Raw genomic sequence first — 24,757 nt, forward strand, 5'->3', positions numbered from 1 at the left:
TCCCGGGAGCCGTGAGGCTCCTGGTCACCGGTGCCACTCTTCCCCGCACGCCGGGCAGCGGTCCAACAGAAGAATCCGATGGAATTCAGCGGCTAGGCTTCTGAATCATGGAACTGCGCCATCTCCAGCACTTCGTCGCCGTCGCCGAGGACCAGCACTTCACCCGGGCCGCCGAGCGCCTGATGGTGTCCCAGTCGGGGTTGTCGGCGTCCATCCGGTCGCTGGAGCGGGAGCTGCGGGCGCCGCTGTTCGTGCGTACCACCAGGCGGGTGACGCTCACCGAGGCGGGGCGGGCGCTGCTGGTGGAGGCCGAGCGGATCCTCGCGCAGGTCCGTGCGGCGCACGAGGCGGTCGCGGCGGTGCAGGGCGTGCTGCGCGGCACACTGGCGCTGGGCACCGAGCAGTGCATCGCTGGAGTGCACCCGGCGCGGCTGCTGGCCGCGTTCCGCGGTCGGCATCCGGATGTGGAGATCCGGCTGCGGCAGGCCGGTTCGGGCGCGCTGGCCGAGGAGGTGGGGGCCGGCCGGCTCGACCTCGCCTTCGCCTACCGCACCCAGGCGGACAGTGACCAGCTGCGTTCGGTGGCCCTGGCGAGCGAGCCGATGATCGTGCTGTGCCATCCCGGCCACCGGCTCGCCTCGGCGGGCGCGGTGCTGACACCGCAGGACCTGGTCGGCGAGGTCTTCGTGGACTTCCATCCGGGCTGGGGCCCGCGCCGCACCACCGACGCCGCGTTCGCCGCGGCCGGTGTCCGGCGCACGGTCGCGCTGGAGGTCAACGACGTGCACAGCCTGCTGGACCTGGTGGACGAGAACCTGGGGATCGCGGTCGTACCCCGGCACTTCCGGCACAAGCGGCCCTCGCTCACGGCGCTGCCGCTGAAGGGCACGGGTGAGACGGAGTACGAGACCGTGGCGCTGCTGCCGCCGGACCGTGCCACCAGCCCCGCCGCCCGGGCGCTCGTCACACTGCTGGAGACCGGCGCGAGCTGAACGGCCGCTTCCTGCGCGACGGACCCAATGTCCTCGGCCTGGAGGGCCCCCGGGCCCACCACTGGATGCTCGGCGAGGTCGACCTGACGACGTACCCGGCGCCGTTCTACATCGCCGGGCTCGGACGGCCCGTCCGCCACGGGCACCGCGCAGCTGGAACGTCGGGCGGGGCGCCGGCGTCCTGCGCGGCGCCACCCCCGACCGCGGCGCCGCCGACCTGGTGATCCTGGCCGCCCAGGACTTCACCGGCGAGCCGGTGGCACGGGTGCACCTGCCCGGACGGGTGCCGCTCGGTTTCCACGGGAGCTGGATTCCGGACGCGTGAGCGGCCGCCGTTTGCGATGGTGGACGGTATGCATGCGAAGGACATCCTCATCGACGGCTACGGCCGCATCCAGGAAGAAGTCCATGCCGCCCTCGACGGCCTGGGACCGGACGCGCTGCACCACCGCCCCGCGCCCGACGCCAACTCCATCGCCTGGCTCGTCTGGCATCTGACCCGGGTGCAGGACGACCACGTCGCCGACGCCTTCGACCTCGACCAGGTGTGGCTGTCCCAGGGCTGGGAGAAGCGCTTCGGCCTCGACCTGCCCCGCCACGACACCGGGTACGGGCACAGCCCGGCCAAGGTCGCGAAGGTGCGGGTCGAGTCCGCCGACCTGCTGACCGGGTACTACGACGCCGTGCACGAGCAGGCCCTCGGCGCGCTGCGCGGCCTCGCCGCCAAGGATCTGGAGCGGATCGTGGACGAGCGGTGGGATCCCCCGGTCAGCCTGGGCGTGCGCCTGGTGAGCGTCCTGTCCGACGACCTCCAGCACGTCGGACAGGCCGCCTACCTCAGGGGGCTCGTTCAGAGCGCGGCGGCGTAGCCGGGCAGAACCACGTCCTCGATGAGGGCCTTGCGCTCGTCGAACGGGATGAAGGCGCTCTTGAGGGCGTTCACCGTGACCGTGCGCAGGTCCTCGACCGTCCAGCCGGCCTCCTCGACCAGCAGGGACATCTCCCGGGTCATCGTCGTCCCCGACACCAGCCGGTTGTCGGTGTTGAGGGTGACCCGGAAGCCGAGGTCCTTCAGCGCGGTGATGGGGTGCTCGGCGATCGAGGTGGCGCAGCCGGTCTGCAGGTTGGAGGTGGGGCACATCTCCAGGGCGATCCGGCGGTCGCGCACCCAGGAGGCGAGCCGGCCGAGCTTGCCCTCCACGATGTCCTCCGTGAGGCGCACGCCATGGCCGATGCGCTGGGCGCCGCACACCTGCAGGGCCTGGTGGATGCTGGGCAGGCCGTGGGCCTCGCCGGCGTGGATGGTGAAGGGGACGCTCTCGCGGCGCAGGTGCTCGAAGGCCTCGAGGTGGTCGGCGGGCGGGAAGCCGTCTTCGGCACCGGCGATGTCGAAGCCGACCACCCCGGCGTCGCGGTAGGCCACGGCCAGCTCGGCGGCCTCGCGGACCCGGTCGAACATCCGCATGCCGCACAGCAGGGTGCCGACCCGGACCGGGGTGCCGGCGGCGGCTGCCTTGGCCATGCCGGCGGCGAGGCCCTCCTGGACCGTCTCCACGACCTCGCGCATGGTCAGCCCGCCCTGGGTGTTCAGCTCGGGGGCGTAGCGCACCTCGGCGTAGACGACACCGTCGGCCGCGAGGTCCAGCACGTACTCCTCGGCGGTGCGCAGCAGGCCCTCTCGGGTCTGCATGACGGCGAGGGTGTGCTCGAAGGTGGCTATGTAGCGCACCAGGTCACCGGAGTTGGCGGCCTCGAAGTACCAGGCGGCCAGCTCGTCGGGGTCGGTGGTGGGCAGGGTGTGACCGACCTCCGCCGCGAGTTCGACGACGGTGGCGGGGCGCAGGCCGCCGTCGAGGTGGTCGTGCAGGACGGCCTTGGGGAGGCGGCGGATCACTTCGGCGTCTACGCGCGTAGCAGTCATGGCGGGTCTTTCCTTGAGCAGGCGGTTCACGGGGGCGGCAGGAGCGTGCCGCGGGAGGAGGCTCAGTCGGCGGGCTGGAGCAGGTCCCAGCGGTTGCCGTAGAGGTCCTGGAAGACGGCGACGGTGCCGTACGGCTCGTGCCGCGGATCCTCCAGGAAGGTCACGCCGGCCGCGGTCATCCGGGCGTGGTCGCGGGCGAAGTCGTCGGTGTGCAGGAAGAACCCGACGCGTCCGCCGGTCTGGTCGCCGACGTGGGCGCGCTGGGCCTCGTCCTTGCCGCGGGCCAGCAGCAGTCCGGTGCCGGCGTCCGGGCCGCCCGGTTCCACGACGACCCAGCGGGAGCCGTCGGGGCGCGGGGCGTCCTCGGCCAGCCGGAAGCCGAGGGCTTCGGTGTAGAAGCGGATGGCCTCGTCGTAGTCGTCGACGAGCAGGGTGACCAGGGCGACGCGTCGCATCGGGACCTTCCGGTGTGGGTGTTAGCGGGTGAGGTTATACGTAAAACCCGGCGTGCGCCAGTCTTGGTTCTACGCGCGTTGCCGTGTGGTGATCCGGGGCCTGTGCAATGCGGGGCGTCCATGCGATGCAGGCCGCGTATGGGTGCAGGGCTCGTATGGGTCCAGGGCTCGTATGGGTCCAGGGCTCGTATGGGTCCAGGGCTCGTATGGGGATGCGGGGGGCGCGTCAGAAACTGGATCGGCGTGTCAGGGCCTCACATCGCCCTGGGCGACCTCCACCCGGTGGTGGAAATCGGCCAGGCCGACGACCGAGGCGGCGCAGGAGACGCCCGTGCAGGCTATGAGGAGCGCGGCGATCGCACGGCCGGCACGGGGCACGAGCGGAGCGGCCAGCAGCGCCTGGACGCGCTGCGGGACCGGGCCGGTGGTCGCGGCGGGCGCGAAGTCGGGGCGCTCGGAGTGGACCGCCTGTCCGGCGAGGGCCGCGCGGGCGATGGCCCGGGCCATCAGGCGCCGGTCGCCGACGCCGACGGCGGCGGCCTCGTCTGCGGCGCGCTCGGCGGCGAGGCGGATCGTCTCGCGGACCGGGCGGAGCGCCGGATGACAGTGCGCGGCGAGTTCGGCGGCGGCGAGGAAGTAGTGGTGGTGGCCGTCGTTGTGCGCCCGCTCGTGCGCGAACAGCGCCTCCCGCTCGGGGCCGTCCAGGCTGCGCAGCATCGCGGTGGTCACGACGATGCGGTGCGGGCGGCCGGGCAGCGCGTAGGCGTCCGGGCGGGGCGAGTCCACCACGCACAGGTCGCCGGCCGCGGGGCCGCGCCCGGCCTCCGTGCGGGCCGCACGGAAGGCGCGGGTCTGGTGCAGCACCGAGCGCACCAGGGTCCAGCCGCAGACGGCGAGCGCGCCGACCGAGGTCGCGGCGGCCGGCAGCACCACGAGGTCCGAGGCGGTGCGCAGCGGGTGGATCAGCTCGCCGAGCGAGGCGAAGAGCGGGACCTTGAGCAGCCCGACGAGCACGAAGGAGCCCAGCGCGGCCAGCGAGCTGCCGGCGAGGACGACCGCGCTGCCGGTGACGGCCCACAGCGCGGCGACCGGGGCCAGCCGGTCCAGGGCCCGGCGGGCCAGTGCCGGCAGGGCGAACGGCAGCAGCAGGGGGAGCAGGAGGAGTGCGGTCATCGTTCGTCGGATTCGAGCAGGTCCCGCAGGATCCGTTCGTCGTCGGGGCTGAGCTGGGCGACGAAGCGGGCGAGGACGGTCTCGCGGTCGCTGTCCCGGTCCAGTTCGCTGTGCATCCGGCGGGCGGTGAGGCCGTGCGCGTCCTGGACGGCCTGGACCGGGAAGTAGGCGTAGCCGCGGCCCTGGCGGCGCCGCTCGACCACGCCCTTGTCGTACAGGCGGGTGAGGATCGTGGTCACCGTGGTCCGCGCCAGGTCCGTGCCGAGGCTCAGCTGGACCTGGCCGGTCGTCTGCGGGGTGCCGGCGGCCCACAGTGCGGCCATGACAGTCGCCTCGAGCTCACCCGCCGGCCGCCGCTCGTCCTTCGCCTCGGTCATGGAAACGTCCCTCACCCCGTCTTCGCGTTAGGGCTCGCGCGATCGTCTACACGATAGTAGTCAATCGAGCCTTTGTACGGCTGTGCCCTGCACCCATTATGGGAGGGCACTCGTACGGGGCCGCCGGCAAGGAACAGAGGTCCGGGCTGCGACCCGGACCGGGGCCTCAGGGGTACGGCTGAGGCCGCCGTGCCGGAGAGATGGATCCCGCAGCGGCGGCCCAGGCGCGTCAGCTCGTAGCGGCGTGGAGGGCGTCCAGGCGGGTCAGTTCGTCCGCCGTGAGGCGCAGCGCGCCCGCCGCGACGTTCTCGGCAAGGTGATCCGGGTTGCCGGTGCCGGGGATGGCGAGGACATGCGGGCCCTGGTGGAGGGTCCAGGCGATGCGGATCTGCGCCGGGCTCACACCGTGGGCGCGGGCGATGTCGCGGACGGTGTCGTCGTGGGCGTCGGCCGCAGCCCGCGGCCCGGCTTCGCCCGCGACGGCGTAAAAGGGGACGAACGCGATGCCGTGAGCGCCGCACAGGGGCAGCATCTCCTCGTCGACCGGATCGGGGCGGTCCAGGGCGTACCGGTTCTGCACGGACACCACCGGGGCGATCTCGAGTGCCTCGGCGAGGTGGCGGGGTTCGACGCCGGAAATTCCCAGGTGGCGGATCATCCCGGCCTCGCGCAGTTCGGCGAGCGCGCCGAAGTGCTCGGCGATCGAGTCCTGGCGCATGCGGCGCAGGTACACGAGGTCGAGGTGGTCGCGCCCGAGCTGGCGCAGGTTCTCCTCCACGTGCCCGCGGAGCTGGTCGGGGCGCGCCGCGTCGCCCCACTCGCCGTAGTAGTCCCGGAAGGGGCCGACCTTGGTGGCGATGACCAGGTCGTCGGCGTACGGGGCGAGGGCGGTGTTGATCAGTTCGTTGGCGGAGCGCGTGGCGGAGAAGTAGAAGGCGGCGGTGTCGATGTGGTTCACGCCGAGTTCCACGGCGCGTCGCAGCACCGCCAGGGAACGTGCGCGGTCGCTGGGCGTACCGAGGTGGAACGCGGCGCTGCCCGTCAGCCGCATGGCTCCGAGGCCGATGCGGTGGACGGGCAGGTCGCCGAGCTTGAAGGTGCCGGAGGCATCCGCAGTGATCGGGTCAGCGGTCATTCGGCGGAGTCTCGCACATCAGCCCTGCCGCGCAAGCGAATTCAGCTCAGCGGCTTCTCCAGGACCGCCTTGCGGTGGCTGAACGTCTCGATGGAGTACCGGCCGTGGTAGCTGCCCATGCCGCTCTCCCCCACCCCGCCGAACGGCAGGTCCGAGACGGTGAGGTGGGCGAGCGGAAGGCCGTACCCGAGGCCGCCGGAGGAGGTTTCGGCGGCGATGCGGGCGCGGGTCCTCCCGGACTCGGTGAAGACGTACAGCGCGAGCGGCTTGTCGCGGTCGTTGATGAAGGCGATCGCCTCGTCGAGGCCGGGCACGGTGACGATCGGCAGGATCGGGCCGAAGATCTCCTCCTGCATCACGGGCGACTTCGGGTCGACGTCCGCGAGGACGGTCGGCGCGATGTACTTGGCGTCGCGGTCGCTCTCGCCGCCGACCGCGATCCGACCGGAGCCGAGGAGGCCGAGGAGCCGGTCGAAGTGCCGCTCGTTGATGATCCGGCCGTACTCGGGCGAAGTCGCCGGGTCGGAGCCGAACAGTGCCTGGACCGCGCGCACCAGCGCGGTCTCCAGGGCGACGGCGGTCTCCGGGTCGGTCAGGACGTAGTCCGGGGCGACACAGGTCTGGCCGGCGTTGAGGAACTTGCCGCGGGCGAGCCGGTCCGCGACCACGTCGACGTCGGTGTCACCGTCCACGAACACCGGGGACTTGCCGCCCAGTTCGAGGGTGACCGGGGTGAGGTGCTCGGCGGCGGCGCGCATCACGATCCGGCCGACGGTGCCGTTGCCGGTGTAGAAGACATGGTCGAAGCGCTCGGCCAGCAGGGCCGTGGTCTCCAGTACGCCGCCCTCGACCACGGCGACGGCGTCCGTGTCCAGATAGGCGGGGATCAGCTCGGTGAGGGCGGCCGAGGTCGCCGGGGCCAGCTCGCTCGGCTTGGCGACGACCGCGTTGCCGGCGGCCAGCGCGCCGACCATGGGGGCGAGCAGCAGCTGCGCCGGGTAGTTCCAGGGGGCGATGACGAGGACGACGCCGAGCGGGTCGTACTGCGTCCAGGCCGTCGCGTCGGCGCCCAGGTGGGCCGGGACCGGCGCGGGCTCCGGGCGCAGCCACTCCTCGAGGTGGCCGAGGGTGTGGTCGATCTCCCGCACGGTGAAGTCGATCTCGGTGCGGTACGCCTCGGTGCTGCTCTTGCCGAGGTCGGCGTGGAGGGCGGCGGCGAGGTCGGCGCCGCGCTCCGTGAGCAGCGCGCGCAGCCGGCGCAGCTGGCCGGTGCGCCACTCGACGGGCTTGGTGCGGCCGGTGGCGTAGGTGGCGCGCAGCCGGGCCACGATGTCGGCGGGCTGCTCGATGGCGGAGTGGTTCACGGGTGCCTCGCTGGTGGTGCGCGGGCGGCTTCGGCCCGGGCCTGGTCGGTAGATGTATTTGCCAACCTTTCAGGTCCTCACGTTCATTCCGGCCGGTCACGGTGACGCGGCTCACGTCGCCCGGGGGTGGATCTCCCGGCGGCGCCGCTCCAGGTAGGCCCGTTCCGCCTCGCTCCCGGCCAGCTCGGCGGCCAAGCCGTACTCCACGGCCGCCTCGGCTGTGCGGCCCAGGCGGCGCAGCAGGTCGGCGCGGACGGCGTGCAGCACGTGGTAGCGGTCGAGGCCGAGGGCGTCGACCAGGTCCAGCGCGACGGCAGGCCCCGCCGTCTCCCCCACGGCGACCGCCCGGTTCAGGGCCACGACCGGGGACGGCGCCACGGCCATGAGCTGGTCGTACAGGCGCAGGATCTGGTCCCAGTCGGTGGCCTCGGCGGTGGGCGCGTCGCTGTGCACGGCGTTGATCGCGGCCTGGATCTGGTACGGCCCCGGCCGGCCGCGGCGCAGGCAGCGCCGGACCAGGTCCTGCCCCTCGGCGATGAGCTCGCGGTCCCACAGCGTGCGGTCCTGCTCGGGCAGCGGGACGAGGACGCCGTCCGTACCCTGCCGGGCCGGCCGCCGGGACTCGGCCAGCAGCATCAGCGCGAGCAGGCCGGTGACCTCGGGCTCGTCCGGCATCAGCGCGGCGAGCAGCCGGCCGTGGCGGAGCGCCTCCGCGCCGAGGGCGGGGTCGCCGGTGTACCCCTCGTTGAAGATCAGGTAGACGACCGCGAGGACGCCGCCGAGCCGCTCGGGCAGGTCGGTGTCACTGGGCACGCGGTACGGGATGCCCGCGTCGCGGATCTTGGCCTTGGCCCGCACCAGGCGCTGCGCGAGGGTCGGCTCCGGTACCAGGAAGGCGCGGGCGATCTGGGCCGTGCTCAGCCCGCCGAGCAGACGCAGCGTGAGGGCGACCCGGGTCTGGAGGGCCAGCGCGGGGTGGCAGCAGGTGAAGATCAGGCGGAGCCGGTCGTCCGGTACGGGCCCCTCCTCGGACGGCATGTCGGACGCATACGGGTCGGGCGTGACCAGGTGCGGCGCGTACAGCCGGGCGGCCTCGGCCTGCCGGGCGTCCCGGGAGGACTCGCGGCGCAGCCGGTCGATGGCCCGGTTGCGAGCGGTGGTGATGATCCAGCCGGCCGGGCTCGGCGGCACACCGGTCTCCGGCCAGGTGCGCACGGCCGCGGTGAAGGCGTCCTGCACCGCCTCCTCGGCGAGGTCGATGTCGCCGAGGAAGCGGACGAGGACGGAGACCGCGCGCCCGTACTCGGCGCGGAAGACGGCCTCGACATCGGCGGTGTCCGGCATGAGCGCCCGTGCCCTTCTGTCCGATCATGCCGCGCCCCGGACGACGCCGGCCGTGAGGCGGGGTGCGGCCCGGTGGACGGCAGCGGTTCTGCCGTGGCCGGTCGCCGGAAGCGTACGGGCTCGATCATGCCGGGCACCGCAGACAGGCACGGACCTCCCGGCCGCCGCACGTCTGGTGGACCTCGGTGGACTGCGCGAGGGAGTCGACGATGCCGGTGCCGCGGCCGTGCTCGTCCGGGGCGACGTCGTGGCGGACGCGCTCGACCGCCGTTCCGGAGTCACTGACCACGATCTGCAGGGTGCCGCCGTCGAGGACGAGCAGCAGCGTCATGCGTTCGCGGCCGTACTGGGCGGCGTTGGCGGCGAGTTCGTCGACAATGAGGACGGCGGAGTCCCGCTCGCTCTCGGGGACCCGCCAGCACTCCAGCAGCTCCGCCGCGAGATGACGGGCGGCGGGGACATGCGCCTCCTGCGCGGGCAGGGTGAGCATCGCCTCGTGGTGGCAGGACCGCGCGGGGAGTGAGCCGGCACGGTCGGAATCGGTCACGAACATGGTCTTCTGGCTCTTCTGCGTAGGAACCCGTGTTTGAGCACTCATTCAGTTCTACGGACGACAAGCGCATATGGTTCGAGCCGCTCGCCCCTTTTGTGCAACTTCTCTATTTTTGTGCAACTTCTCTATTTACGCCCTGATCGTGACCAGCTTCTGGCCGTTGCCCGCGACGATCTCGAAGTGCTCGATGGCCGCCGGGGACATCGGGACGGCACCGGGGATCGTCGTGCCGGCCGGATACGCGCCCGCCCGCCAGGTGGCGGCGTCCGCCCTGGTTCCACCCGGCCCGACCGCCTGCAGCCGGCAGGTGATGCCCGCGGGTGCCCCGTGGGCGGAGACCTGCAGCACGCTGCCCCACGCCGAGGGCGAGACCCGCACCGAGGCGGTGACCCCGGTGGTTGAGTCGCTCCCCGAGAAGACGCGCGACGGAGCCGGCGTGACCGGTGCGGGCCGCGTCGCCTGGCCGGCCACGGATCCGCCGAGCGCCAGCCAGGTGCCGCCGACCGCCGCCCCGGCGACCAGCGTCAACGAGGCGACCGCAGTGGCCAGTTGCCGCCGCCAGGTCCTGCGGCGCCGGGCAGCGGCCTGCTGGAGCATCCGGTCGAGCAGGCCCGCCCCGGCAGCCCGGGGCGGGCCGGAGGTGCCGGGCGGCGCCTCGGGCGAGCCCCCGGCACTCTCCGCCGCCCGCCGCACCAGCCGGTCGGCCGGGTCCTCGTCACCGACGGGTACGGGCCGGCCCTCGGCCTCCGCCGCGGTGACCGTCGCCAGCAACGCCGGAAGTCCGGCCAGCTCGGCGTGTTCCGCCCGGCACGCGTCGCATTCCGCGAGGTGCGCGCGTACCCGTTCGGTCTCCGCCGGGGACAGCGCGCCCAGGACATATGCGCCCAGCGCCAGCCGGAGGTCGTCGTGGTCCGCGTTCATGACCGGCACCTCCTCCATGCCGTGGTCATGGCCCGATGCCCCGTTCCCGCAGTGCCAGCCGGAGGGCGTGCAGGGCGTAGTACGTCCGCGACTTGACGGTGCCCGGCGGGATGCCCAGCACAGAAGCGGCCTCTGCCACGGTCCGGCCCCGGTAGTACGTCTCCAGCAGGACGGCGCGATGGTCCGGGGACAGCGTCCGGACGGCGTCGGCCACGGCCCAGCTCTGCAACGCTCGCTCGATCCCGTCCTCGCCCGGTGCCTGCTCCGCGGCCCGCTCCAGGGCCTCGCCGCCCACCTCCGCCGGCCTCGCCTGCCGGGCCCGGTGCGCGTCGATGACCAGGCGCCGGGCGACCGTGCACAGCCAGGCCCGCGCCGGTCCGCGTGCGGGTTCGAACGCGGCGGGGTGCTGCCATGCCCGTAGCAACGTCTCCTGCACGACATCCTCGGCCCACTGCCGGTCTCCTGACGTCAGTCGCAGTACGTAGTGGAAGAGGGGGCCTGCGTGCTCGGCGTACAGAGCCCGGAGCAGTTCCTCGTCCGTGGTCGAAACGGTCCCGTTACCCGAGACACGGCGCCCGGAGCGATTCGGATCGGCCGCCTCACCGCGTTTTCGAGCACTCCATGGCATAGGCCGATCATCACGCATATGCATCTGTTTGTCGTGTCATACCCAGCAACTCGCTAGAAATACGACAAAAGCCTCGGAGTCACCGAACCGCGCGCCGCCGCCACCCGTGAAACCAGGCATGAGCCGTCGCGGACGGCATCACCTGATCAGTGGGGATCGAACATCATGTACGTCAACTTCCGCCCTGTGGGCCGCCGAACGCGCTGTGCGGCCGGGCTGGCCGTCGCCACCGCCGGTGCGCTGGGCCTCCTGAGCGCGTGCGGCCAGTCGCCCCGCTCCCCGGACGGCGCTTCCCTCACGCCCGGCCAGGGTCAGCATCAGCTGGCCGGGATGCCCGGTGCCTCGGCGACGCCCGACATGACCATGCCCATGACGTCTCCGAGCAGGAGCGCGGCCGCGGCACCCGTGTCCGCGGACGCCGTGACGATCAAGAACTTCGCGTTCTCCCCGGCCACGCTGAAGGTCCGGGCGGGCACGACGGTGACCTGGACCAACCAGGACACCGACGCCCACACCGTCACCAGCGCCGGCCCGGGCGGCCCCCTGCACTCGCCCGCCCTCGCCACGCACGGCACCTACACCCACACGTTCACCCAGCCCGGCAGCTACGCCTACGTCTGCACCATCCATCCGTTCATGACCGGCACCGTGGAGGTGACCCCATGACCGCCTACGACGACCCTCACGGCCCGGTACCCCTCGACGACGCCGGAGAACCTTCCGAACACGGCATGAGCCGACGGCAACTCCTGCGGCACGCCGGATGGTTCGGCGGCGCCGTCGTGCTCACCGTGGCCGGCGGAGAGGTGATCAGCCATGTCGCGGGCGCCCGGGACACCACCGCCGAGGCCGCCGCGGCACCGGGCGGCGCGCTGCGCTTCGTGCAGGTCTCCGACAGTCACATCGGCTTCCAGGGGCCGGCCAACACGGACGTGGTCGCCTCGTTCACCGAAGCGATCCACCAGGTCAACGGGCTCGGCTTCAGACCCGACTTCGTCATGCACAGCGGCGACCTGACACACCTGTCGACGGCGGGGCAGTTCGACCAGGTCAGGCAGATGATGACCGGGCTGCGGACGGACCGTGTCTTCACCGTGCCGGGCGAGCACGACTCCATCGGCGACGCCGGCCGCGCCTACCGGCAGACCTTCGGCAAGGGCACACTCGGCGACGGCTGGTACAGCTTCGACACCCACGGTGTGCACTTCGTCGCCCTGGTCAACACCCTGAGCCTGGAGAAGCTCGGTCACCTGGGCACCGAGCAGATCGACTTCGTCCGCAGGGACCTCGCGGGTCTGCCGTCGGACACCCCCGTCGTGGTCTTCAGCCACATCCCGCTGTTCGCCATGTACCCGAAGTGGGGCTGGAGCACGGACGACGCGTTGAAGGTGATCGCGCTCCTGCGCCGCTTCTCCTCGGTCACCTGTCTCAACGGACACGTCCACCAGCTGTTCACCAAGACGGAGGGCAACATCACCTTCCACTCCGCCACCACCACCGCCTATCCGCTGCCCAAGCCGGGTCGGGCACCCGCCCCCACACCCCAGGTCGTCCCCGCCCGGCAGCTGAAGGACGCGCTCGGCATCCGCACCGTCGACTACCGGCGGGGCGACCGGCAACTGGCGATCAAGGACGAGCGGCTGGCATGACCCCGAAGAGGGTCCTCCTTCGGGCCCCACCCCCGTGCACATCCCTGCCCCACCCCGGTGCACCTCGCGACCGCCTCGTCCGGGCCGCGAGGTGATCCGGCGGGATCGGGTCAGTGCTGGTCCACGAAGGGCCGTACCTCGATGGGCAGGGTGGTCGCCAGGGCGGCCTTGCGGCCCCACTCCAGGGCCTCGTCCAGGTCGGCGGCGCGGATCAGGCAGAGTCCGCCCAGGTACTCCTTGCCCTCGGCGTAGGGGCCGTCGGTGATGAGCACGTCGCCGTCCTTGGGACGGAGCATGGTGGCGGTCTCCGGGCCGTGCAGCCCCCCGGAGAACACCCAGGCTCCGGCCGCGCGCAGCTCGTCGTTGAACGCCTTGACGTCGCGCATGATCGCGGCGAGCGCGTCGGGGGCCGGCGGGGTCGCGCCGGTCGGCTGGACCACGCTGAGCAGGTAGTGCTTCATGTCTTCCTCCTGGTGACTTCAGGGTCTCTCGGATGCGGGACACCTCCTACACGAACGGCCGACCCCCGGATCGACACGGCACCGGAAGAAATCTCCGGAAGACGTCTTCGGAAGAATCTTCCGTATGACAGCCACCACCCCGCATCCGCTCCTCGACCGCTCCCACCGGCTCGCCACAGACCTGCTCATCCCCGAGGCCGAGCGGGTCGACCAGGAGGGCGTGCCGACGAGCCACATCGAGGCGGTGAAGCGCGCGGGTCTGCTCGGGGCGGGCGCCCCGGTCGCGTACGGCGGCTCGGGCGCGCCGCCGGACGTGGTCCGCCGGATCGCGGAGATCCTGTCCGGGGCGTGCTGTTCGACGTGGTTCGTGCAGACCCAGCACCACACGCCCGTGCAGATCCTGGCCCAGAGCGAACTCCCGGTCCGCGAGCGGTTGTTGGGCCCGCTGTCACGAGGGGAGCTGCTGTCGGGGGTGGCGTACGCGCATCTGCGGTCGTATCCGCGTCGCGTCCCGGTGCGGGTCCGCCGGGAGGGCGGCGGCTGGCGGTTCGACGGGACCGTGCCCTGGTACACCGGCTGGGGCCTGAACGACGTGATGCTGCTCGCCGGGATGACCGACGCGGGCGAGGTGCTGTTCGCGTTCGCCGAGGCGCGCGACCAGGCGGGACTGCGAGCCTCGGAACCGCTGCGCCTCGCCGCGCTCACCGCCGCGCGCACGGTCTCGCTCGACCTGACCGGCCTGTGGCTGCCCGAGGAGGCGGTGGCGCTACGGGCGCCGTACGAGAAGTGGGCGCCCGGGGACCGGGCGAGGACGCTGAACGCGGGCCCGGCGGTCTTCGGCGTCGCGGAGGCCGCGCTGTCCCTGGTGGACGCGGAGACGGCCGCCCCGCTCACGGCCCGGCTCGCACACGTCCGGCACCGCGCCTACGCCCTGGCCGATCATCCGGAACCGCTGGAGCGGGTCGCGGAGCGGCTGGCGGTGCGCGCGGAGGCGTACGAGGTGCTGCGTACGGCCACCACGGCGGCGGTGGTGGCCGGGGGCGGCCGCTCGATGGCCCTGACGAGCCGCGCCCAGCGCCTCGCCCGGGAGGCGCTGTTCCTGCTGGTGCAGGGGCAGACGGCCGAGACCCGGGCGGCGCATCTGCGGGCGCTGGGAGGTGCCTGAGCCGGGACCTCGCCGTCAGCGCCGTCGCAGCACGCCCTGGGCCAGGGCGTGGGTGACGACCGTGGCCGCCGCCGCGAAGGCGATGCCCTCGGCCAGGTCCCGTGGCCGAGTCGGGCGCAGGACGCCGGAGCGGCGCAGCCGGCCCCGGGCCCACACGGTGAACGGGAGGACCACCAGGGGTGTGGTCGCGGAGCCCGGTGTGTATCCGCGCATGGCCGCCGCCTGGGCCAGGTGGACCAGACCGTGCAGGCCGAAGGCGTTGAGCGCGGTCTGGTGGACGGCGGACCGGCCCCCGGTACGGTGGCCGTCGGCGCACGCGGCGGCCAGCAGCACCGCCATCGCGCCGACCGCGGTGCCGAACTCCCGCGCGTCCACGGCCTCCAGCCGCCGCCACACGGACTCCGGTACGGCGGGGAACCTCTTGCGCAGCTCCGGCGCCTGGGTGCGCACCCAGCGCGGCACCATGATCACTTCCTCGGTGTCGTGCACGGCCCACGCGGCCAGCGGTCCCCAGGTGACGGCCCCGGTGACCTGGTTCGGTTCTCGTGTCATGAACGGGCAGTCTGCCAGGGCCGGTTGGTCAGCCCGCGAACGGCACCTGGGCCGAGGAAGCCGAAGCCCGGCCGCCGGGATGCGTCCACAGTCCCCGCGCGGCGAGCCGGGGCAGCACGCCCTCGCCGAACCAGTACGCCTCCTCCAGGTGCGGGTAGCCGGACAGCACGAACTCCTCGATGCCGAGGGCGGCGTACTCCTCGATGCGCTCGGCGACCTCGTCATGGCTGCCGACCAGCGCGGTGCCCGCACCGCCGCGCACCAGGCCGATCCCGGCCCACAGGTTGGGGTGGATCTCCAGGCTCTCCCGGCTGCCGCCGTGCAGGGCGAGCATGCGCTGCTGCCCTTCCGACTCGCTGCGGGCGAGCCCCGCCTGTACGGCCTGGACCGTCTCCGGGTCGAAGCCGTCGAGCAGCCGGTCGGCCTCCGCCCAGGCCTGCGCCGAGCTGTCGCGGGTGATGACGTGCAGCCGGATACCGAAACGGAGGGCACGGCCTTGCTCGGCGGCCAGGCTGCGGATCCAGGCGATCTTCTCGGCGACCTGGGCGGGCGGCTCGCCCCAGGTCAGGTACACGTCCGCGTACCGGGCCGCGACCTCGCCCGCGGCCGGTGAGGAGCCACCGAAGTAGACCTCGGGCACCGGATCGGGCACCCGGCTCAGCCTGGCGTCCTCGACCCGCAGGTGCTCCCCGTGCAGGTCGACGCTCTTGCCGTCCCACAACTGGCGTACGACGTGCAGGAATTCGCCGGTACGACGGTACCTCGCGTCCTTGTCGAGGAAGTCGCCGTAGGCCCGCTGCTCATGGCTCTCGCCTCCGGTGACCACGTTCAGCAGCAGCCGTCCGCCGGTCTGCCGCTGGAAGGTGGAGGCCATCTGGGCGGCGAGCGTCGGCGAGACGAAGCCGGGCCGGAAGGCGACGAGGAACTTCAGCCGCTCGGAGTTCTGGCTGACCATGGCCGTGCTCAGCCACGCATCCTCGCACCAGGCGCCGGTCGGGGTGAGCGCGCCCGTGAAACCGAGGTCTTCGGCAGCGCGGGCGATCTGGCTCAGGTAGGCGACCGTCGGGGGCCGGTCCCGCCCGGAGGCGGTGGCCGGGGTGCCGTGGCCGCCGCCCACGACGTGGCGGCTGTCGCCGTTGGTGGGCAGGAACCAGTGGAAGGTGAGGGACACGTGGGTCTCCGTTCGCGAGTGTCCGTCAGAGCAGACCGTGCCGGGGCGGCCGGGTTCCGCTGAGCTCGTACCGGCCGATGTGCTGGACCTTCCAGCGGGCCGGGTCGTGCAGGCTGTGGGTGCGGGCGTCCCGCCAGTGCCGGTGCAGATTGAGGGAGTTCAGGGCCGATCGGGTGCCGGCCACCTCGAACAGGGCGCTCGCCACCTCCACCGCGGCCTCGGCCGCCCGCACCTTGGCAGCGGCCACGGCGATGGATGCCTCGGCCGCCGAGTCGTCGGTGAGGTGGTCGCGGGCCGCGTCGACCGTGCGGGCGGCCTCCTTCAGCAGGGCTTCTGCCGCCCTTACCTGAAGGGCGAGTTCGCCGAAGCGCTGGATCAGGAGCGGGTCCTCGGCGGCGGCCTCGGCCCCACTCTCGAACCAGGGCCGGCTCTTGGTGCGGACGAACTCCGCCGCCTGAGCGAGCGCTCCCCGGGCGATGCCGGTGTCGATGGCCGCGTGCAGCAACTGGGCGATGGCACCGTGCAGTTGGGGCCCTTGGAAGGTGAGGTGGTGCGGCAGGACCCGGTCGGCGGGCACGGACACGGCGTCCAGGCGGACGGTGCCACTGGCCGTCGTCCGCTGGCCCATGCCGTCCCAGTCGTCGACCACGGTCGCCCCGGGCGCGTCCCCGGGGACGTACGCGACATGCAGGTTGTCGTCCTCGGCGCGGGCCAGGACCGGGATCCAGTCGGCGAACAGCGCTCCGGTGCAGTAGTGCTTGACGCCGGTCAGCAGGTACGACCCGTCGGGCCGCGGCTCCAGGCGGGTGCGGATGTCCTGGACGTGCCGGGTGCCGGCCTCGGACTGGGCGTTGCCGAACCGGCGGCCGGCCAGCAGCTCGGCGAAGAAGAACTTCCGCTGTTCCTCAGTCCCCTGACGGCGGATCACGTTGACGTAGACGAAGTGGCTCTGCGGGATCTGGGCGAGGCTGCCGTCGGCCGAGCCGAGCAGCCGGAAGATCTCCGCCAGGGTCGCGGCCCGTACGTCGGCGCCGCCGTGCTCGGCGGGCACGGTCACGGCGAGCAGCCCGGAGGCGGACAGCCGGTCCACCTCCGCTCGGGGCAGCCGCCGCTGCGCGTCCCGCTCGGCGGCCCCGGCGGTGAACTCGGCGGCCAGGGCCGCGGCGACGGCGAGCGCCTCGGTGTCGTCGGCGATGACATGCGCGGCCATGGCGGTCAGCTCGCCGCCGCCAGCACCGGGGTGCGGTCGAGGGCGGCGGAGAACTGGTCCACCACGTGCCCCAGCGCCTCGGCGGTGGCCGGGGCGACGGTCACCGAACCGTCCTCGCGTACCGTGATGTCCTGGTCGAGGGTGAACCAGCCCTGGACGATATGTGCGGCGCCCATGGAGTTCAGCACCGGGCGCAGCGCGTAGTCGATGGCGAGGACGTGCGCGGCGGAGCCGCCGGTGGCCAGCGGCAGCACGGTCTTGCCGGTGAGCGCGTACTGCGGGAGCAGGTCGAGCAGCGCCTTGAGGACACCGGAGTACGACGCCTTGTAGATGGGTGTGCCGATCAGGACGCCGTCGGCACGGGCGAACAGCTCGGTGGTCTCGATGATGGCCGGGTGCCGGAAGTCGGCGCCGAGCAGGGCCTCGGCCGGGACGGTGCGGACGTCCAGGGGGATCACCTCGTGGCCCTGGACGGTCAGCCGCTGGTCCAGGTGGCGCAGCAGGCGGCCGGTGCGCGAGGAGGCGGAGGGGCTGCCGGAGACGGACAGGACGGTGGCCATGGGTGCCTCGTTTCTGGGGTGCGCCGGGCGCCCGTACGGCGGGCGGGCGCCCGGAGAGGACATCGGTCAGGGCGGGGGCAGGTCAGGCGTGGGCCGGGACCGATTCGGGGTCGGCGTCGGGGAGTTGTGCCTCCAGCTCGCGCACGAGGGGCAGTACCCGCTTGCCGAAGTACTCGACCTCCTCGTGGTAGTGCAGGAAGCCGAGCAGGAGGAGGTCGACGCCGAGCTTCCTGTAGGCGACGACGCGTTCGGCGATCTGCTCCGGCGTGCCGATGAGCCCGGTGCGGAAGCCGTCGTTGTACTGGACCAGGTCCTCGAAGGAGGAGTCCTGCCACATGCCCTTCTTGTCGGCCGTGGACTGCCCCGCCTGCCGCACGGCCGCGCCGAACCCCTCGACCGCCTCGGTGTCGGCCTTGGCGACGATCTCGCGCAGTGTCTCGCGGGCCTCGGCCTCGGTGTCCCGGGCGATGAGGAAGCCGTTGAGGCCGAACTTCGGTGCCGTACGGCCCGCTTCGGCGGCGGCTGCGCGGACGTCCGCGAGCTGTTCGACGACGCCGTCGAAGTCCTTGCCGTTGGAGAAGTACCAGTCGGAGACCCGGCCGGCCATCCGCCGGGCGGCGGTGGAGTTGCCGCCCTGGAAGATCTCCGGGTGCGGCCGTTCGGGGGTGTTCAGGGGCTTGGGCTTGAGGGAGAAGTCGTGCAACCGGTAGAAGTCGCCGGAGAGTTCGGCGTGGTCCTCGGTCCAGATCTTCCTGAGGGCGGTGATGAACTCCTCGGAGCGGCGGTAGCGCTCGTCGTGCTCCAGCCAGGGCTCGCCGAGGGCGGTGAACTCGCCCTTGAACCAGCCGGACACGACGTTGACGGCGAAGCGGCCGCCCGACAGGTGGTCGGCGGTGGCGCCGAGTTTGGCGAGGACGCCGGGGTGCCACAGTCCGGGGTGGACGGCGGCGATGACCTTCAGGCGCTGGGTGGCGAGCAGCAGGGCAAGGCTGAAGCTGGTCGACTCGTGCTGGTACTCGGCGCCGTAGCTGGCCATGTAGCGGACCTGGCTGAGGGCGTACTCGAACCCGTTGTTCTCGGCGAGGACGGCGAGTTCGCGGTTGTAGTCGTATCCCCAGTCGGTGCGTTGCTCGATCGTGCTGGTGACGAGTCCCCCGCTGACGTTGGGGACCCAGTAGGCGAATTTCACGGGTGCTGCGGGCATGCGGAACTCCTGGCGCGGAATTGCTCGGTGACGTTTCCGGGCATGCCGAATTCCGGGCTCAGGGAAAGGGCCGGGAATTCGGGCGGTGCCCGGGAGGAGAGCCGGGGGGCGGCGAATCGGCGGGAAGAGTCGGGCGATCAGGCCGCGGCGCAACAGGAGGCGCTGGAGACGCGCGCGAGGTCGACATGGCGTCGCCGCGTGAGGTCCAGTCGCATCGTCATGCCCTCGATCGTGGCAGCCGCCGGTGAGGCCAGTCAAGGAAAACCCGACCGGTCTCGCATCCCGGACCATTGAATTTCACGAAGGTGTGACAGGAAAACCCTTGAACCGGGTCCTTGCGCGCACGCATTCTGCGGCGGTGCGGACCGAGCAACTGGAATACATAGCGGCCGTGACCCGGCTCGGCTCACTGCGCCGGGCGGCCGAGGAACTGCGCCTGTCCCAGCCCGCGTTGAGCGAGACCGTGCGCAATCTGGAGCGGGAACTCGGCGTCGACCTGCTGGAGCGCAAACGGTCGGGGGCCACGATGAGCGCGGCCGGCCGGGAGCTGCTGCCGCACATCGTGAGCGTGCTGGAGGCGGTGGACCGGCTGCGGGCGGCGGCCGGCGAGCAGCACCGCATCAGCCGCATGGTGCGCGTCGGCACGGTCAACGCGGCGACCGTGCCGCTGCTGATTCCCGTACTGCGGGAGTTCCGGTCCACGCATCCGGTCACCCAGGTCGAGGTGGTGGGCGCCCAGCAGACGGAGATCCAGCGCGGGCTCGTCGAGGGCGGGTTCGACCTGGGACTGGTCAACCATCTGGACGGCGACGACGTGCCCGCCGGCATGGAGTCCACGGAGCTGCTGCGCGGCCGGCCGGTGGTGTGCCTGCGCCCGGACAGCCCGCTCGCCTCGCTGCCCGCGGTCGGCGCCGAGGACCTGCTGGCCGTTCCGCTGATCGCGATGCGCACCGGCTATGTGATGCACCGCTATGTGCACCGGCTCCTTTCCGGACGTGCGCCGGCGTTCTCGTACTCGACCGACGGTGCGGAGATGGGCAAGCTGATGGTCGCCGAGGGGCTCGGTGCGACCGTGCTGCCGGACTTCAGTGTCGTCGGGGATCCGCTGGAGCGCGCCGGCACGATCACCTGCCGGCCGGTCGCCGACGACACCACCCGGGTGCTGTTGATGCTTCAGCGCCGACGCGCGGAGTCGGTGCCACGGGCGGCCCGCGACCTGCACGCGGCGTTCGTGCGCCGGGCACGGGAACTGACGGTGGCGCCGCAGGGCTACACATAAAGAAAAAATAAGAGCAAACTGGGTGTATGCGGTGGTAATCGCACAGCGCACCAGACGCAGTCTGGCCTGCAAAGTCAAAGGAGACGAGTCATGGCCAACCTGCACAGGGGTGACATATCAGCCCACCCCGATGTCTCCGAAATGCGGGAACGCTACGCCCGTATGCTCGGTGGTCGTGATGTGGCACTGGTGGACGGCCCGGTGTTCCTGCTCGGGCTCTACTGCGCCGCATCGCCGTGGATAGTGCACTACACGACGAGCCAGCCCGCGCTGATGACCCACAACCTGATCCTGGGCGTCGCGATAGGTCTGTTGGCACTGGGATTCACCCGGGCCCCCGAGCGGATGTACGGCCTCAGCTGGGCCATGTGCGCCATGGGCATCTGGATGATCATCGCCCCCTGGATCGTGGGCAGCGGCCCGGACAGGGGAGTGATCATCAACAACGTCATCATCGGCGCACTGGCGCTCGTACTCGGCCTGGTCTGCGCCGGTACGGCGGCGCGGAGCACCCCCAGGCCGTAAGGGAGACGCGAGGAAAGGACACCACGAGGAACCGGTGGGAGGCAGGCCGGTCCGCAGGGCGGGCCGGCCTGCCTCCGCATCCGCTCAGCGGCCCGGCACCAGCCAGGGCTCCTGCGGCAGTGTCCGGCCGGTCTCCAGCAGCGACTTGAGGTTGGACAGCACGGCCGGCCAGCCGGTGGCGACGTCCGAGCGCTCGCCCTCGTCCTTGAGGCCCTCGTGGACGACCGTCAGCCGGACGATGTCCTCGTACGGCTGGATCTCGAAGGTGACGCGCGAGTGGCGGTCCTCCCGGCTCTCGTCGTCGGGCGCGGCCCAGGTGGTCACCAGCCGGGTGGGCGGCTCACTCTCCACGACCTTGCCGACCACGTCGGCGATGCCGGAGCCGTCGGTGCGCACATGCGCCCAGCGGGAGCCGGGCCGCCAGTCGGACTCGTTGCGGTGGCCCCAGTAGGCGGCCGTGAGGTCGGCGTCGGTGAGCGCCTCCCAGACCTTCTCGGGGGTGCTCGCGATGTAGGTGACGTACACGAAACTCGGCTTGTCGGTCATGGCTTCCTCGGCTCGTCGCTTCAGGTCGCCGAGCGCGGCGAGGCGCGGGCGCTCGAACTTGTCGATCCACCGCTCCTGGATCTCGTGGAGCGGTACGGGGTTGAGGTAGTGCAGCTTCTCCCGCCCCCGCCGCACCGTGCTGATCAGGTTGGCGGCCTCCAGGACCGCCAGGTGCTGGGTGACCGACTGGCGCGTCATGGCGATGCGCTCGCACAACTCACCCAGACTCTGGCCGTTGTTCTCGTGGAGCCGGTCCAGCAGCCGCCTGCGCGTGTCGTCGGCCAGGGCCTTGAAGACCTGGTCCATCCCGGTGTCGTCCTCTGATCGCACACGCAACGTTATGCAGGCAAACGACTGCATGTCAAGGAGGGCGGGTGTCTCCTCGTCAGTACGCCGCCCCGACCTGGGGCCAGCAGGCCACGGCGGCCGGATTGTCGTGCTGATGGGCGATGTCCGCGCACGAACGCGAAGCCGGCCGGCTGGGTGGCTCACTCGAACAGGCAGGCCGCCCAGCCGGGCCGGGTGAAGGCGCTCTCGACCCGCTCGCTGCGGAAGGTGCCGTCGGGGGCGGGCAGGTCGCCCCGGAAGGCGGACAGGTCATGGCGGAACATCAGCCACAGCCCCTCCACGGTGGGCCGGTCCTCGGTGGTCGCGGAGCGGGCGGTGACATCGGGAAGAACGGTTTCGGTCATGAACGAAAGCCTCCCCGGCGGACTCGGGTCCGGGCCGGGGAGGCGTGTGAAGACTGCCGTAACCATGGCCCGTCACAGGCATGTTGGTCAGCCCACAGGGGCCACGTCCGGGTCCGTGCCGGCCAGATACTCCTCGCTGATCTCCTGCTGACCGAACGGCCACACCCTCTCCAGCCGGGCCCAGACGACGAAGGCCACACAGCCGAGGGCCAGCCAGGCCAGGGACCATTCGATGGGGTGGCGGCCCGGGGAGTTCCTGTCGGCGTAGCCGTAGATCACGCACCAGCCGGCGAACGCGACGAGGCTCGGCAGCGGGTACAGCCACATCCGGTACGGGCGGCGCAGGCCCGGCTGCCGCCGCCGCAGCACGGTGAGGGCCACGATCTGGGCGAGCGCCTGGACGATCACCATCACCGTGGTCAGGAGCTGGATGAGGGTGGCGAGGTCGGTGTGCCGGCCGATCAGGAAGCCGACGGCGGTGATCACGCCCATGGTCGCGAGGCCCAGCATCGGGAAGCGGTGCTGCGGGTGGAGCTTCCCGTACGGCCGGAAGAAGACGCGGTCGCGGGCGGCGTCGTAGGGCACCCGGGAACCGCCCAGCAGGCCGGTGAAGACCGAGGCGAAGGCCGTGATCAGGATCAGCACGGTCACCGTGTCGGCGGCGCCCCTGCCCCAGGTCTTCTCCAGCACCGCCGAGGCGACCGAGGTGGAGGCGATGTCGTGCGGGTCGGCCATCCGTTTCCAGTCGACGACCCCGAGGGTGCCGATCTGCAGGAGCAGGTAGATGGCCATGATGCCGAGGATGGAAAGGAGGATCGAGCGCGGCAGGACCCGGCCCGGGTCCCTGATCTCGGCGCCCATGTACGCGGTGGTGTTGTAGCCGAGGTAGTCGTAGATGCCGATGGTCAGGCCGGCGGCGAACCCGAGCCAGAAGTGGTTGCTCGTCAGGTCGAAGGCGCCCGCCGGGTAGGTGAAGGCCAGGTGCGGGCTGAAGTCGGAGGCGGCGGCGACGATCACCAGCAGCACCGAGGCGATCATCACCGTCCACATCACGGCGGTGATCCGGGCGATGTGCTCGATGCCGCGCCAGAGCAGGAGCACCACCAGGGCGATGATGCCGAGACCGATCAGGTCGCCCGCCGTCTGCCCGAGGTCCGGGGCCAGATAGCCCAGGTACTGGACGAAGCCGACCACGCCCGTGGACATGATCAGCGGGATGAAGAGCATCGCCGTCCACACGAACAGGAACGGCATCAGCCGGCCCGTGCGGTACTGGAAGGCCTGCCGCAGATAGACGTAACTGCCGCCGGAGCCGGGCATCGAGGCGCCCAGCTCGGCCCAGACCAGTCCGTCACAGAGCGCGAGGACGGCGCCCGTGACGAAGCCGATGACCGCCTGCGGGCCGCCGAACGCGGTGACCATCAGCGGGATCGTGACGAACGGGCCGATGCCGCACATCTGGCTCATGTTGATGGCCGTGGCCTGGAACAGGCCGACGCGGCGGACGAAACCGCCCGTGGGCGGCGGGCTACCGGACATGGGGACTCCTGACGCGACGGGCGTCCTCGACGGCACCCGGTGGGCTGACTGGCCGATAAAGTTAAGGAGCCTTACTAGAGGCGTCAAGTATCCGCCGGAAATACCTGAGAATGGCCCGATGACCGTCAGTGACGCCGAAGAGCAGCAGGAACAGCCCTGGAGCCGCCGCCGGCTGCGCAGCACCAACGAACGGCTGCTGCTGGACCGGCTGCGCGCCCTCGGTGCGGCATCGCGTGCCCAACTGGCCCGGGAGACCGGCCTGTCGAAGCCGACGGTCTCCAGCGCACTGGCCTCCCTGGAGTCGGCCGGCCTGGTGCACGAGGTCGGCACCCACGCCCCCGAGCGCGGGCGCACGGCGGTGCTGTACGCCCCCGACCCCGCTGCCGGGTACGCGCTCGGCGTGGACATCGGACGCGGCTGGCTGCGGGTCGCGGTGGCCGACCTGGACGGCACGGTCGTCGCCCGGGCCGACGTTCGCAACCGGGCCCGCGCCTCCGCCGCACTGGCCGACCTGGTCGTGCGCACCGCCCGGCAGGTGATCACGGACTCGGGCGTGGACCCGGCCGAGGTGGTGCACGGGGTGGTCGGCACGCCCGGCGTCTACGACGAGAAGCAGCGCCGGGTGCGGTACGCGATGCATCTGCCGGGCTGGGGGCGCGCGGGGCTCGTCGACCGGATGCGCGAGGAGCTGGGCGTACCGCTGGAGGTGCACAACGACGCCAACCTGGCGGCGCTCGGCGAGTACACGTACGGCGTCGGCACCGGCAGCCGGCTCTTCGCGTACATCCTGATCGGCACCGGACTGGGCATGGGTGTCGTCAGCGAGGGACGGCTGTTCACGGGGGCGCACGGGCTGGCCGGCGAGATCGGCTTTCTGCCCTGGCCGGGCCGGCAGAAGCCGGAGCGGCTGGAGGACGCGGTGTCCGGGGTGGCCGTGGTGGAGGCCGCCCGGGAGTTCGGGATGAGCGGGCAGCTGACGGCGAAGGCGGTCTTCGACGCGGCCCGGCAGGGCGATCCGGCGGCCCTGCGGGCCGTGGAGCTGGAGGGCGAGCGGATCGCGCACACCGTCGCGGCGGCCGCCGCCGTGCTCGACCCGGACCTGGTGGTGCTCGGCGGTGGCGTCGGCCACAGCGTCGACCTGCTGTTGCGTCCGGTCCAGGAGCAGGTGCGCGCGCTCACCCCGCTGCGCCCGCGGATCGCGCCGAGCCGGCTCGGCGAGGACGCGGTGCTGCTCGGCGCGGTGGCCACCGCCCTGGACACGGCGCGGGACCTGGTGTTCGAGCGCAGGACGGCCGGAACCTGACGGGTCGGACAGTGCCACCGGAGCGGACGGTGCCGGCG

28 protein-coding genes and 1 pseudogene are annotated in these 24,757 nt (G+C 72.1%); 9 read left to right on the forward strand and 20 right to left on the reverse strand.

From position 1 onward, the window contains the following. The first annotated feature begins 107 nt into the window (after positions 1-107). From ACWC2T_RS24695 to ACWC2T_RS24705, 3 genes and pseudogenes are all read left to right on the forward strand, one after another. Complete coding sequence (locus ACWC2T_RS24695; protein WP_450672525.1) at positions 108-992, forward strand: LysR substrate-binding domain-containing protein; 885 nt, start codon at positions 108-110, stop codon at positions 990-992. A 196-nt stretch (positions 993-1,188) separates the two neighbouring features. After that, positions 1,189-1,317, forward strand: a pseudogene (locus tag ACWC2T_RS24700) (carotenoid oxygenase family protein); the annotation flags it as partial. Between the two features lie 28 nt (positions 1,318-1,345). Beyond that, positions 1,346-1,861: a mycothiol transferase gene (locus tag ACWC2T_RS24705; protein ID WP_450672526.1), complete on the forward strand. Its 516-nt coding sequence runs from the start codon at positions 1,346-1,348 to the stop codon at positions 1,859-1,861. Here ACWC2T_RS24705 and ACWC2T_RS24710 read toward each other — a convergent pair. The 10 genes from ACWC2T_RS24710 to ACWC2T_RS24755 form a co-directional block, all read right to left on the reverse strand. After that, positions 1,843-2,913 carry an adenosine deaminase gene (locus tag ACWC2T_RS24710; RefSeq protein ID WP_450672527.1) on the reverse strand — a complete coding sequence of 357 codons (1,071 nt, stop codon included), beginning with the start codon at positions 2,911-2,913 and terminating at the stop codon, positions 1,843-1,845. The two genes, ACWC2T_RS24705 and ACWC2T_RS24710, sit on opposite strands and share 19 nt — an antisense overlap. A gap of 62 nt (positions 2,914-2,975) precedes the next feature. Further along, a complete protein-coding gene (locus ACWC2T_RS24715; RefSeq protein ID WP_450672528.1) occupies positions 2,976-3,368 on the reverse strand; it encodes a VOC family protein in 393 nt (130 codons plus the stop codon). A 246-nt stretch (positions 3,369-3,614) separates the two neighbouring features. Continuing rightward, complete coding sequence (locus ACWC2T_RS24720; protein ID WP_450672529.1) at positions 3,615-4,541, reverse strand: M48 family metalloprotease; 927 nt, start codon at positions 4,539-4,541, stop codon at positions 3,615-3,617. Next, on the reverse strand, positions 4,538-4,918 hold the full coding sequence (locus ACWC2T_RS24725; RefSeq protein ID WP_450672530.1) for a BlaI/MecI/CopY family transcriptional regulator: 381 nt from the start codon (positions 4,916-4,918) through the stop codon (positions 4,538-4,540). The genes ACWC2T_RS24720 and ACWC2T_RS24725 overlap by 4 nt, the downstream gene beginning before the upstream one ends. Before the next feature lie 229 nt (positions 4,919-5,147). Continuing rightward, the gene (locus ACWC2T_RS24730; RefSeq protein ID WP_450672531.1) at positions 5,148-6,053 is read right to left on the reverse strand and encodes an aldo/keto reductase; all 906 of its coding nucleotides are present in this window, start codon (positions 6,051-6,053) and stop codon (positions 5,148-5,150) included. A 41-nt stretch (positions 6,054-6,094) separates the two neighbouring features. Further along, positions 6,095-7,417 (reverse strand): aldehyde dehydrogenase family protein, encoded by a 1,323-nt coding sequence (locus ACWC2T_RS24735; protein ID WP_450672532.1) that lies wholly within the window; start codon positions 7,415-7,417, stop codon positions 6,095-6,097. 111 nt (positions 7,418-7,528) lie between these two features. Next, positions 7,529-8,761 carry an RNA polymerase sigma factor gene (locus tag ACWC2T_RS24740; RefSeq protein ID WP_450672533.1) on the reverse strand — a complete coding sequence of 411 codons (1,233 nt, stop codon included), beginning with the start codon at positions 8,759-8,761 and terminating at the stop codon, positions 7,529-7,531. Positions 8,762-8,885: 124 nt separating this feature from the next. Beyond that, positions 8,886-9,308 (reverse strand): ATP-binding protein, encoded by a 423-nt coding sequence (locus ACWC2T_RS24745; protein WP_450672534.1) that lies wholly within the window; start codon positions 9,306-9,308, stop codon positions 8,886-8,888. A gap of 135 nt (positions 9,309-9,443) precedes the next feature. Then, positions 9,444-10,235, reverse strand: coding sequence for a zf-HC2 domain-containing protein (locus ACWC2T_RS24750; RefSeq protein WP_450672535.1), 792 nt, complete (start codon positions 10,233-10,235; stop codon positions 9,444-9,446). Positions 10,236-10,260: 25 nt separating this feature from the next. Further along, positions 10,261-10,881: a sigma-70 family RNA polymerase sigma factor gene (locus ACWC2T_RS24755; RefSeq protein ID WP_450672536.1), complete on the reverse strand. Its 621-nt coding sequence runs from the start codon at positions 10,879-10,881 to the stop codon at positions 10,261-10,263. 147 nt (positions 10,882-11,028) lie between these two features. Here ACWC2T_RS24755 and ACWC2T_RS24760 point away from each other — a divergent pair, with 147 nt between their 5' ends. After that, on the forward strand, positions 11,029-11,529 hold the full coding sequence (locus ACWC2T_RS24760; RefSeq protein WP_450672537.1) for a cupredoxin domain-containing protein: 501 nt from the start codon (positions 11,029-11,031) through the stop codon (positions 11,527-11,529). After that, positions 11,526-12,512 (forward strand): metallophosphoesterase family protein, encoded by a 987-nt coding sequence (locus tag ACWC2T_RS24765; RefSeq protein ID WP_450672538.1) that lies wholly within the window; start codon positions 11,526-11,528, stop codon positions 12,510-12,512. Before ACWC2T_RS24760 ends, ACWC2T_RS24765 begins: the two co-directional genes overlap by 4 nt. Before the next feature lie 110 nt (positions 12,513-12,622). Here the strand turns inward: ACWC2T_RS24765 and ACWC2T_RS24770 are convergent, their stop codons facing one another. Beyond that, entirely contained in the window at positions 12,623-12,973 is a 351-nt protein-coding gene (locus ACWC2T_RS24770) for a YciI family protein (RefSeq protein ID WP_450672539.1), read from the reverse strand. Between the two features lie 124 nt (positions 12,974-13,097). Between ACWC2T_RS24770 and ACWC2T_RS24775 the strand changes: the two genes are divergently transcribed. Continuing rightward, on the forward strand, positions 13,098-14,138 hold the full coding sequence (locus ACWC2T_RS24775; RefSeq protein ID WP_450672540.1) for an acyl-CoA dehydrogenase family protein: 1,041 nt from the start codon (positions 13,098-13,100) through the stop codon (positions 14,136-14,138). Positions 14,139-14,153: 15 nt separating this feature from the next. On the opposite strand, the gene ACWC2T_RS24780 is transcribed toward ACWC2T_RS24775, so the two are convergent. From ACWC2T_RS24780 to ACWC2T_RS24805, 6 genes are all read right to left on the reverse strand, one after another. After that, positions 14,154-14,690 (reverse strand): HXXEE domain-containing protein, encoded by a 537-nt coding sequence (locus tag ACWC2T_RS24780; protein ID WP_450672541.1) that lies wholly within the window; start codon positions 14,688-14,690, stop codon positions 14,154-14,156. Positions 14,691-14,718: 28 nt separating this feature from the next. Then, positions 14,719-15,861, reverse strand: coding sequence for an LLM class flavin-dependent oxidoreductase (locus tag ACWC2T_RS24785; RefSeq protein ID WP_450672542.1), 1,143 nt, complete (start codon positions 15,859-15,861; stop codon positions 14,719-14,721). 25 nt (positions 15,862-15,886) lie between these two features. Beyond that, a complete protein-coding gene (locus tag ACWC2T_RS24790) occupies positions 15,887-17,071 on the reverse strand; it encodes an SfnB family sulfur acquisition oxidoreductase (protein ID WP_450672543.1) in 1,185 nt (394 codons plus the stop codon). Between the two features lie 5 nt (positions 17,072-17,076). Further along, on the reverse strand, positions 17,077-17,631 hold the full coding sequence (ssuE, locus tag ACWC2T_RS24795; protein ID WP_450672544.1) for an NADPH-dependent FMN reductase: 555 nt from the start codon (positions 17,629-17,631) through the stop codon (positions 17,077-17,079). 82 nt (positions 17,632-17,713) lie between these two features. Then, positions 17,714-18,835, reverse strand: a complete 1,122-nt coding sequence (gene sfnG, locus ACWC2T_RS24800; protein WP_450672545.1) for a dimethylsulfone monooxygenase SfnG — start codon at positions 18,833-18,835, stop codon at positions 17,714-17,716. A 137-nt stretch (positions 18,836-18,972) separates the two neighbouring features. Beyond that, the gene (locus ACWC2T_RS24805) at positions 18,973-19,056 is read right to left on the reverse strand and encodes a putative leader peptide (protein WP_356032329.1); all 84 of its coding nucleotides are present in this window, start codon (positions 19,054-19,056) and stop codon (positions 18,973-18,975) included. 137 nt (positions 19,057-19,193) lie between these two features. Here ACWC2T_RS24805 and ACWC2T_RS24810 point away from each other — a divergent pair, with 137 nt between their 5' ends. Further along, a complete protein-coding gene (locus ACWC2T_RS24810; protein ID WP_450672546.1) occupies positions 19,194-20,114 on the forward strand; it encodes a LysR family transcriptional regulator in 921 nt (306 codons plus the stop codon). 90 nt (positions 20,115-20,204) lie between these two features. After that, positions 20,205-20,639: an SPW repeat protein gene (locus ACWC2T_RS24815; RefSeq protein WP_450672547.1), complete on the forward strand. Its 435-nt coding sequence runs from the start codon at positions 20,205-20,207 to the stop codon at positions 20,637-20,639. 84 nt (positions 20,640-20,723) lie between these two features. Here ACWC2T_RS24815 and ACWC2T_RS24820 read toward each other — a convergent pair whose 3' ends face one another. From ACWC2T_RS24820 to ACWC2T_RS24830, 3 genes are all read right to left on the reverse strand, one after another. Then, positions 20,724-21,491 carry an ArsR/SmtB family transcription factor gene (locus ACWC2T_RS24820; protein WP_450672588.1) on the reverse strand — a complete coding sequence of 256 codons (768 nt, stop codon included), beginning with the start codon at positions 21,489-21,491 and terminating at the stop codon, positions 20,724-20,726. A gap of 182 nt (positions 21,492-21,673) precedes the next feature. Then, complete coding sequence (locus tag ACWC2T_RS24825; RefSeq protein ID WP_450672548.1) at positions 21,674-21,877, reverse strand: hypothetical protein; 204 nt, start codon at positions 21,875-21,877, stop codon at positions 21,674-21,676. Positions 21,878-21,964: 87 nt separating this feature from the next. Then, positions 21,965-23,416: an APC family permease gene (locus tag ACWC2T_RS24830; protein ID WP_450672549.1), complete on the reverse strand. Its 1,452-nt coding sequence runs from the start codon at positions 23,414-23,416 to the stop codon at positions 21,965-21,967. A 118-nt stretch (positions 23,417-23,534) separates the two neighbouring features. Here ACWC2T_RS24830 and ACWC2T_RS24835 point away from each other — a divergent pair, with 118 nt between their 5' ends. Then, on the forward strand, positions 23,535-24,719 hold the full coding sequence (locus tag ACWC2T_RS24835; protein WP_450672550.1) for an ROK family transcriptional regulator: 1,185 nt from the start codon (positions 23,535-23,537) through the stop codon (positions 24,717-24,719). Positions 24,720-24,757 lie beyond the last annotated feature (38 nt).

The sequence above is a fragment of the Streptomyces sp. NPDC001393 genome (genome assembly GCF_053597455.1).

Bases quoted from the DNA above. Each gene is read 5' to 3' on its own strand.
- ACWC2T_RS24695 (WP_450672525.1), top strand. From the start codon at position 108: ATGGAACTGCGCCATCTCCAGCACTTCGTCGCCGTCGCCGAGGACCAG.
- ACWC2T_RS24705 (WP_450672526.1), top strand. From the start codon at position 1,346: ATGCATGCGAAGGACATCCTCATCGACGGCTACGGCCGCATCCAGGAA.
- ACWC2T_RS24710 (WP_450672527.1), bottom strand. From the start codon at position 2,913: ATGACTGCTACGCGCGTAGACGCCGAAGTGATCCGCCGCCTCCCCAAG.
- ACWC2T_RS24715 (WP_450672528.1), bottom strand. From the start codon at position 3,368: ATGCGACGCGTCGCCCTGGTCACCCTGCTCGTCGACGACTACGACGAG.
- ACWC2T_RS24720 (WP_450672529.1), bottom strand. From the start codon at position 4,541: ATGACCGCACTCCTCCTGCTCCCCCTGCTGCTGCCGTTCGCCCTGCCG.
- ACWC2T_RS24725 (WP_450672530.1), bottom strand. From the start codon at position 4,918: ATGACCGAGGCGAAGGACGAGCGGCGGCCGGCGGGTGAGCTCGAGGCG.
- ACWC2T_RS24730 (WP_450672531.1), bottom strand. From the start codon at position 6,053: ATGACCGCTGACCCGATCACTGCGGATGCCTCCGGCACCTTCAAGCTC.
- ACWC2T_RS24740 (WP_450672533.1), bottom strand. From the start codon at position 8,761: ATGCCGGACACCGCCGATGTCGAGGCCGTCTTCCGCGCCGAGTACGGG.
- ACWC2T_RS24750 (WP_450672535.1), bottom strand. From the start codon at position 10,235: ATGAACGCGGACCACGACGACCTCCGGCTGGCGCTGGGCGCATATGTC.
- ACWC2T_RS24755 (WP_450672536.1), bottom strand. From the start codon at position 10,881: ATGCGTGATGATCGGCCTATGCCATGGAGTGCTCGAAAACGCGGTGAG.
- ACWC2T_RS24760 (WP_450672537.1), top strand. From the start codon at position 11,029: ATGTACGTCAACTTCCGCCCTGTGGGCCGCCGAACGCGCTGTGCGGCC.
- ACWC2T_RS24765 (WP_450672538.1), top strand. From the start codon at position 11,526: ATGACCGCCTACGACGACCCTCACGGCCCGGTACCCCTCGACGACGCC.
- ACWC2T_RS24770 (WP_450672539.1), bottom strand. From the start codon at position 12,973: ATGAAGCACTACCTGCTCAGCGTGGTCCAGCCGACCGGCGCGACCCCG.
- ACWC2T_RS24775 (WP_450672540.1), top strand. From the start codon at position 13,098: ATGACAGCCACCACCCCGCATCCGCTCCTCGACCGCTCCCACCGGCTC.
- ACWC2T_RS24780 (WP_450672541.1), bottom strand. From the start codon at position 14,690: ATGACACGAGAACCGAACCAGGTCACCGGGGCCGTCACCTGGGGACCG.
- ACWC2T_RS24790 (WP_450672543.1), bottom strand. From the start codon at position 17,071: ATGGCCGCGCATGTCATCGCCGACGACACCGAGGCGCTCGCCGTCGCC.
- ssuE (WP_450672544.1), bottom strand. From the start codon at position 17,631: ATGGCCACCGTCCTGTCCGTCTCCGGCAGCCCCTCCGCCTCCTCGCGC.
- sfnG (WP_450672545.1), bottom strand. From the start codon at position 18,835: ATGCCCGCAGCACCCGTGAAATTCGCCTACTGGGTCCCCAACGTCAGC.
- ACWC2T_RS24805 (WP_356032329.1), bottom strand. From the start codon at position 19,056: ATGACGATGCGACTGGACCTCACGCGGCGACGCCATGTCGACCTCGCG.
- ACWC2T_RS24815 (WP_450672547.1), top strand. From the start codon at position 20,205: ATGGCCAACCTGCACAGGGGTGACATATCAGCCCACCCCGATGTCTCC.
- ACWC2T_RS24820 (WP_450672588.1), bottom strand. From the start codon at position 21,491: ATGGACCAGGTCTTCAAGGCCCTGGCCGACGACACGCGCAGGCGGCTG.
- ACWC2T_RS24825 (WP_450672548.1), bottom strand. From the start codon at position 21,877: ATGACCGAAACCGTTCTTCCCGATGTCACCGCCCGCTCCGCGACCACC.
- ACWC2T_RS24830 (WP_450672549.1), bottom strand. From the start codon at position 23,416: ATGTCCGGTAGCCCGCCGCCCACGGGCGGTTTCGTCCGCCGCGTCGGC.
- ACWC2T_RS24835 (WP_450672550.1), top strand. From the start codon at position 23,535: ATGACCGTCAGTGACGCCGAAGAGCAGCAGGAACAGCCCTGGAGCCGC.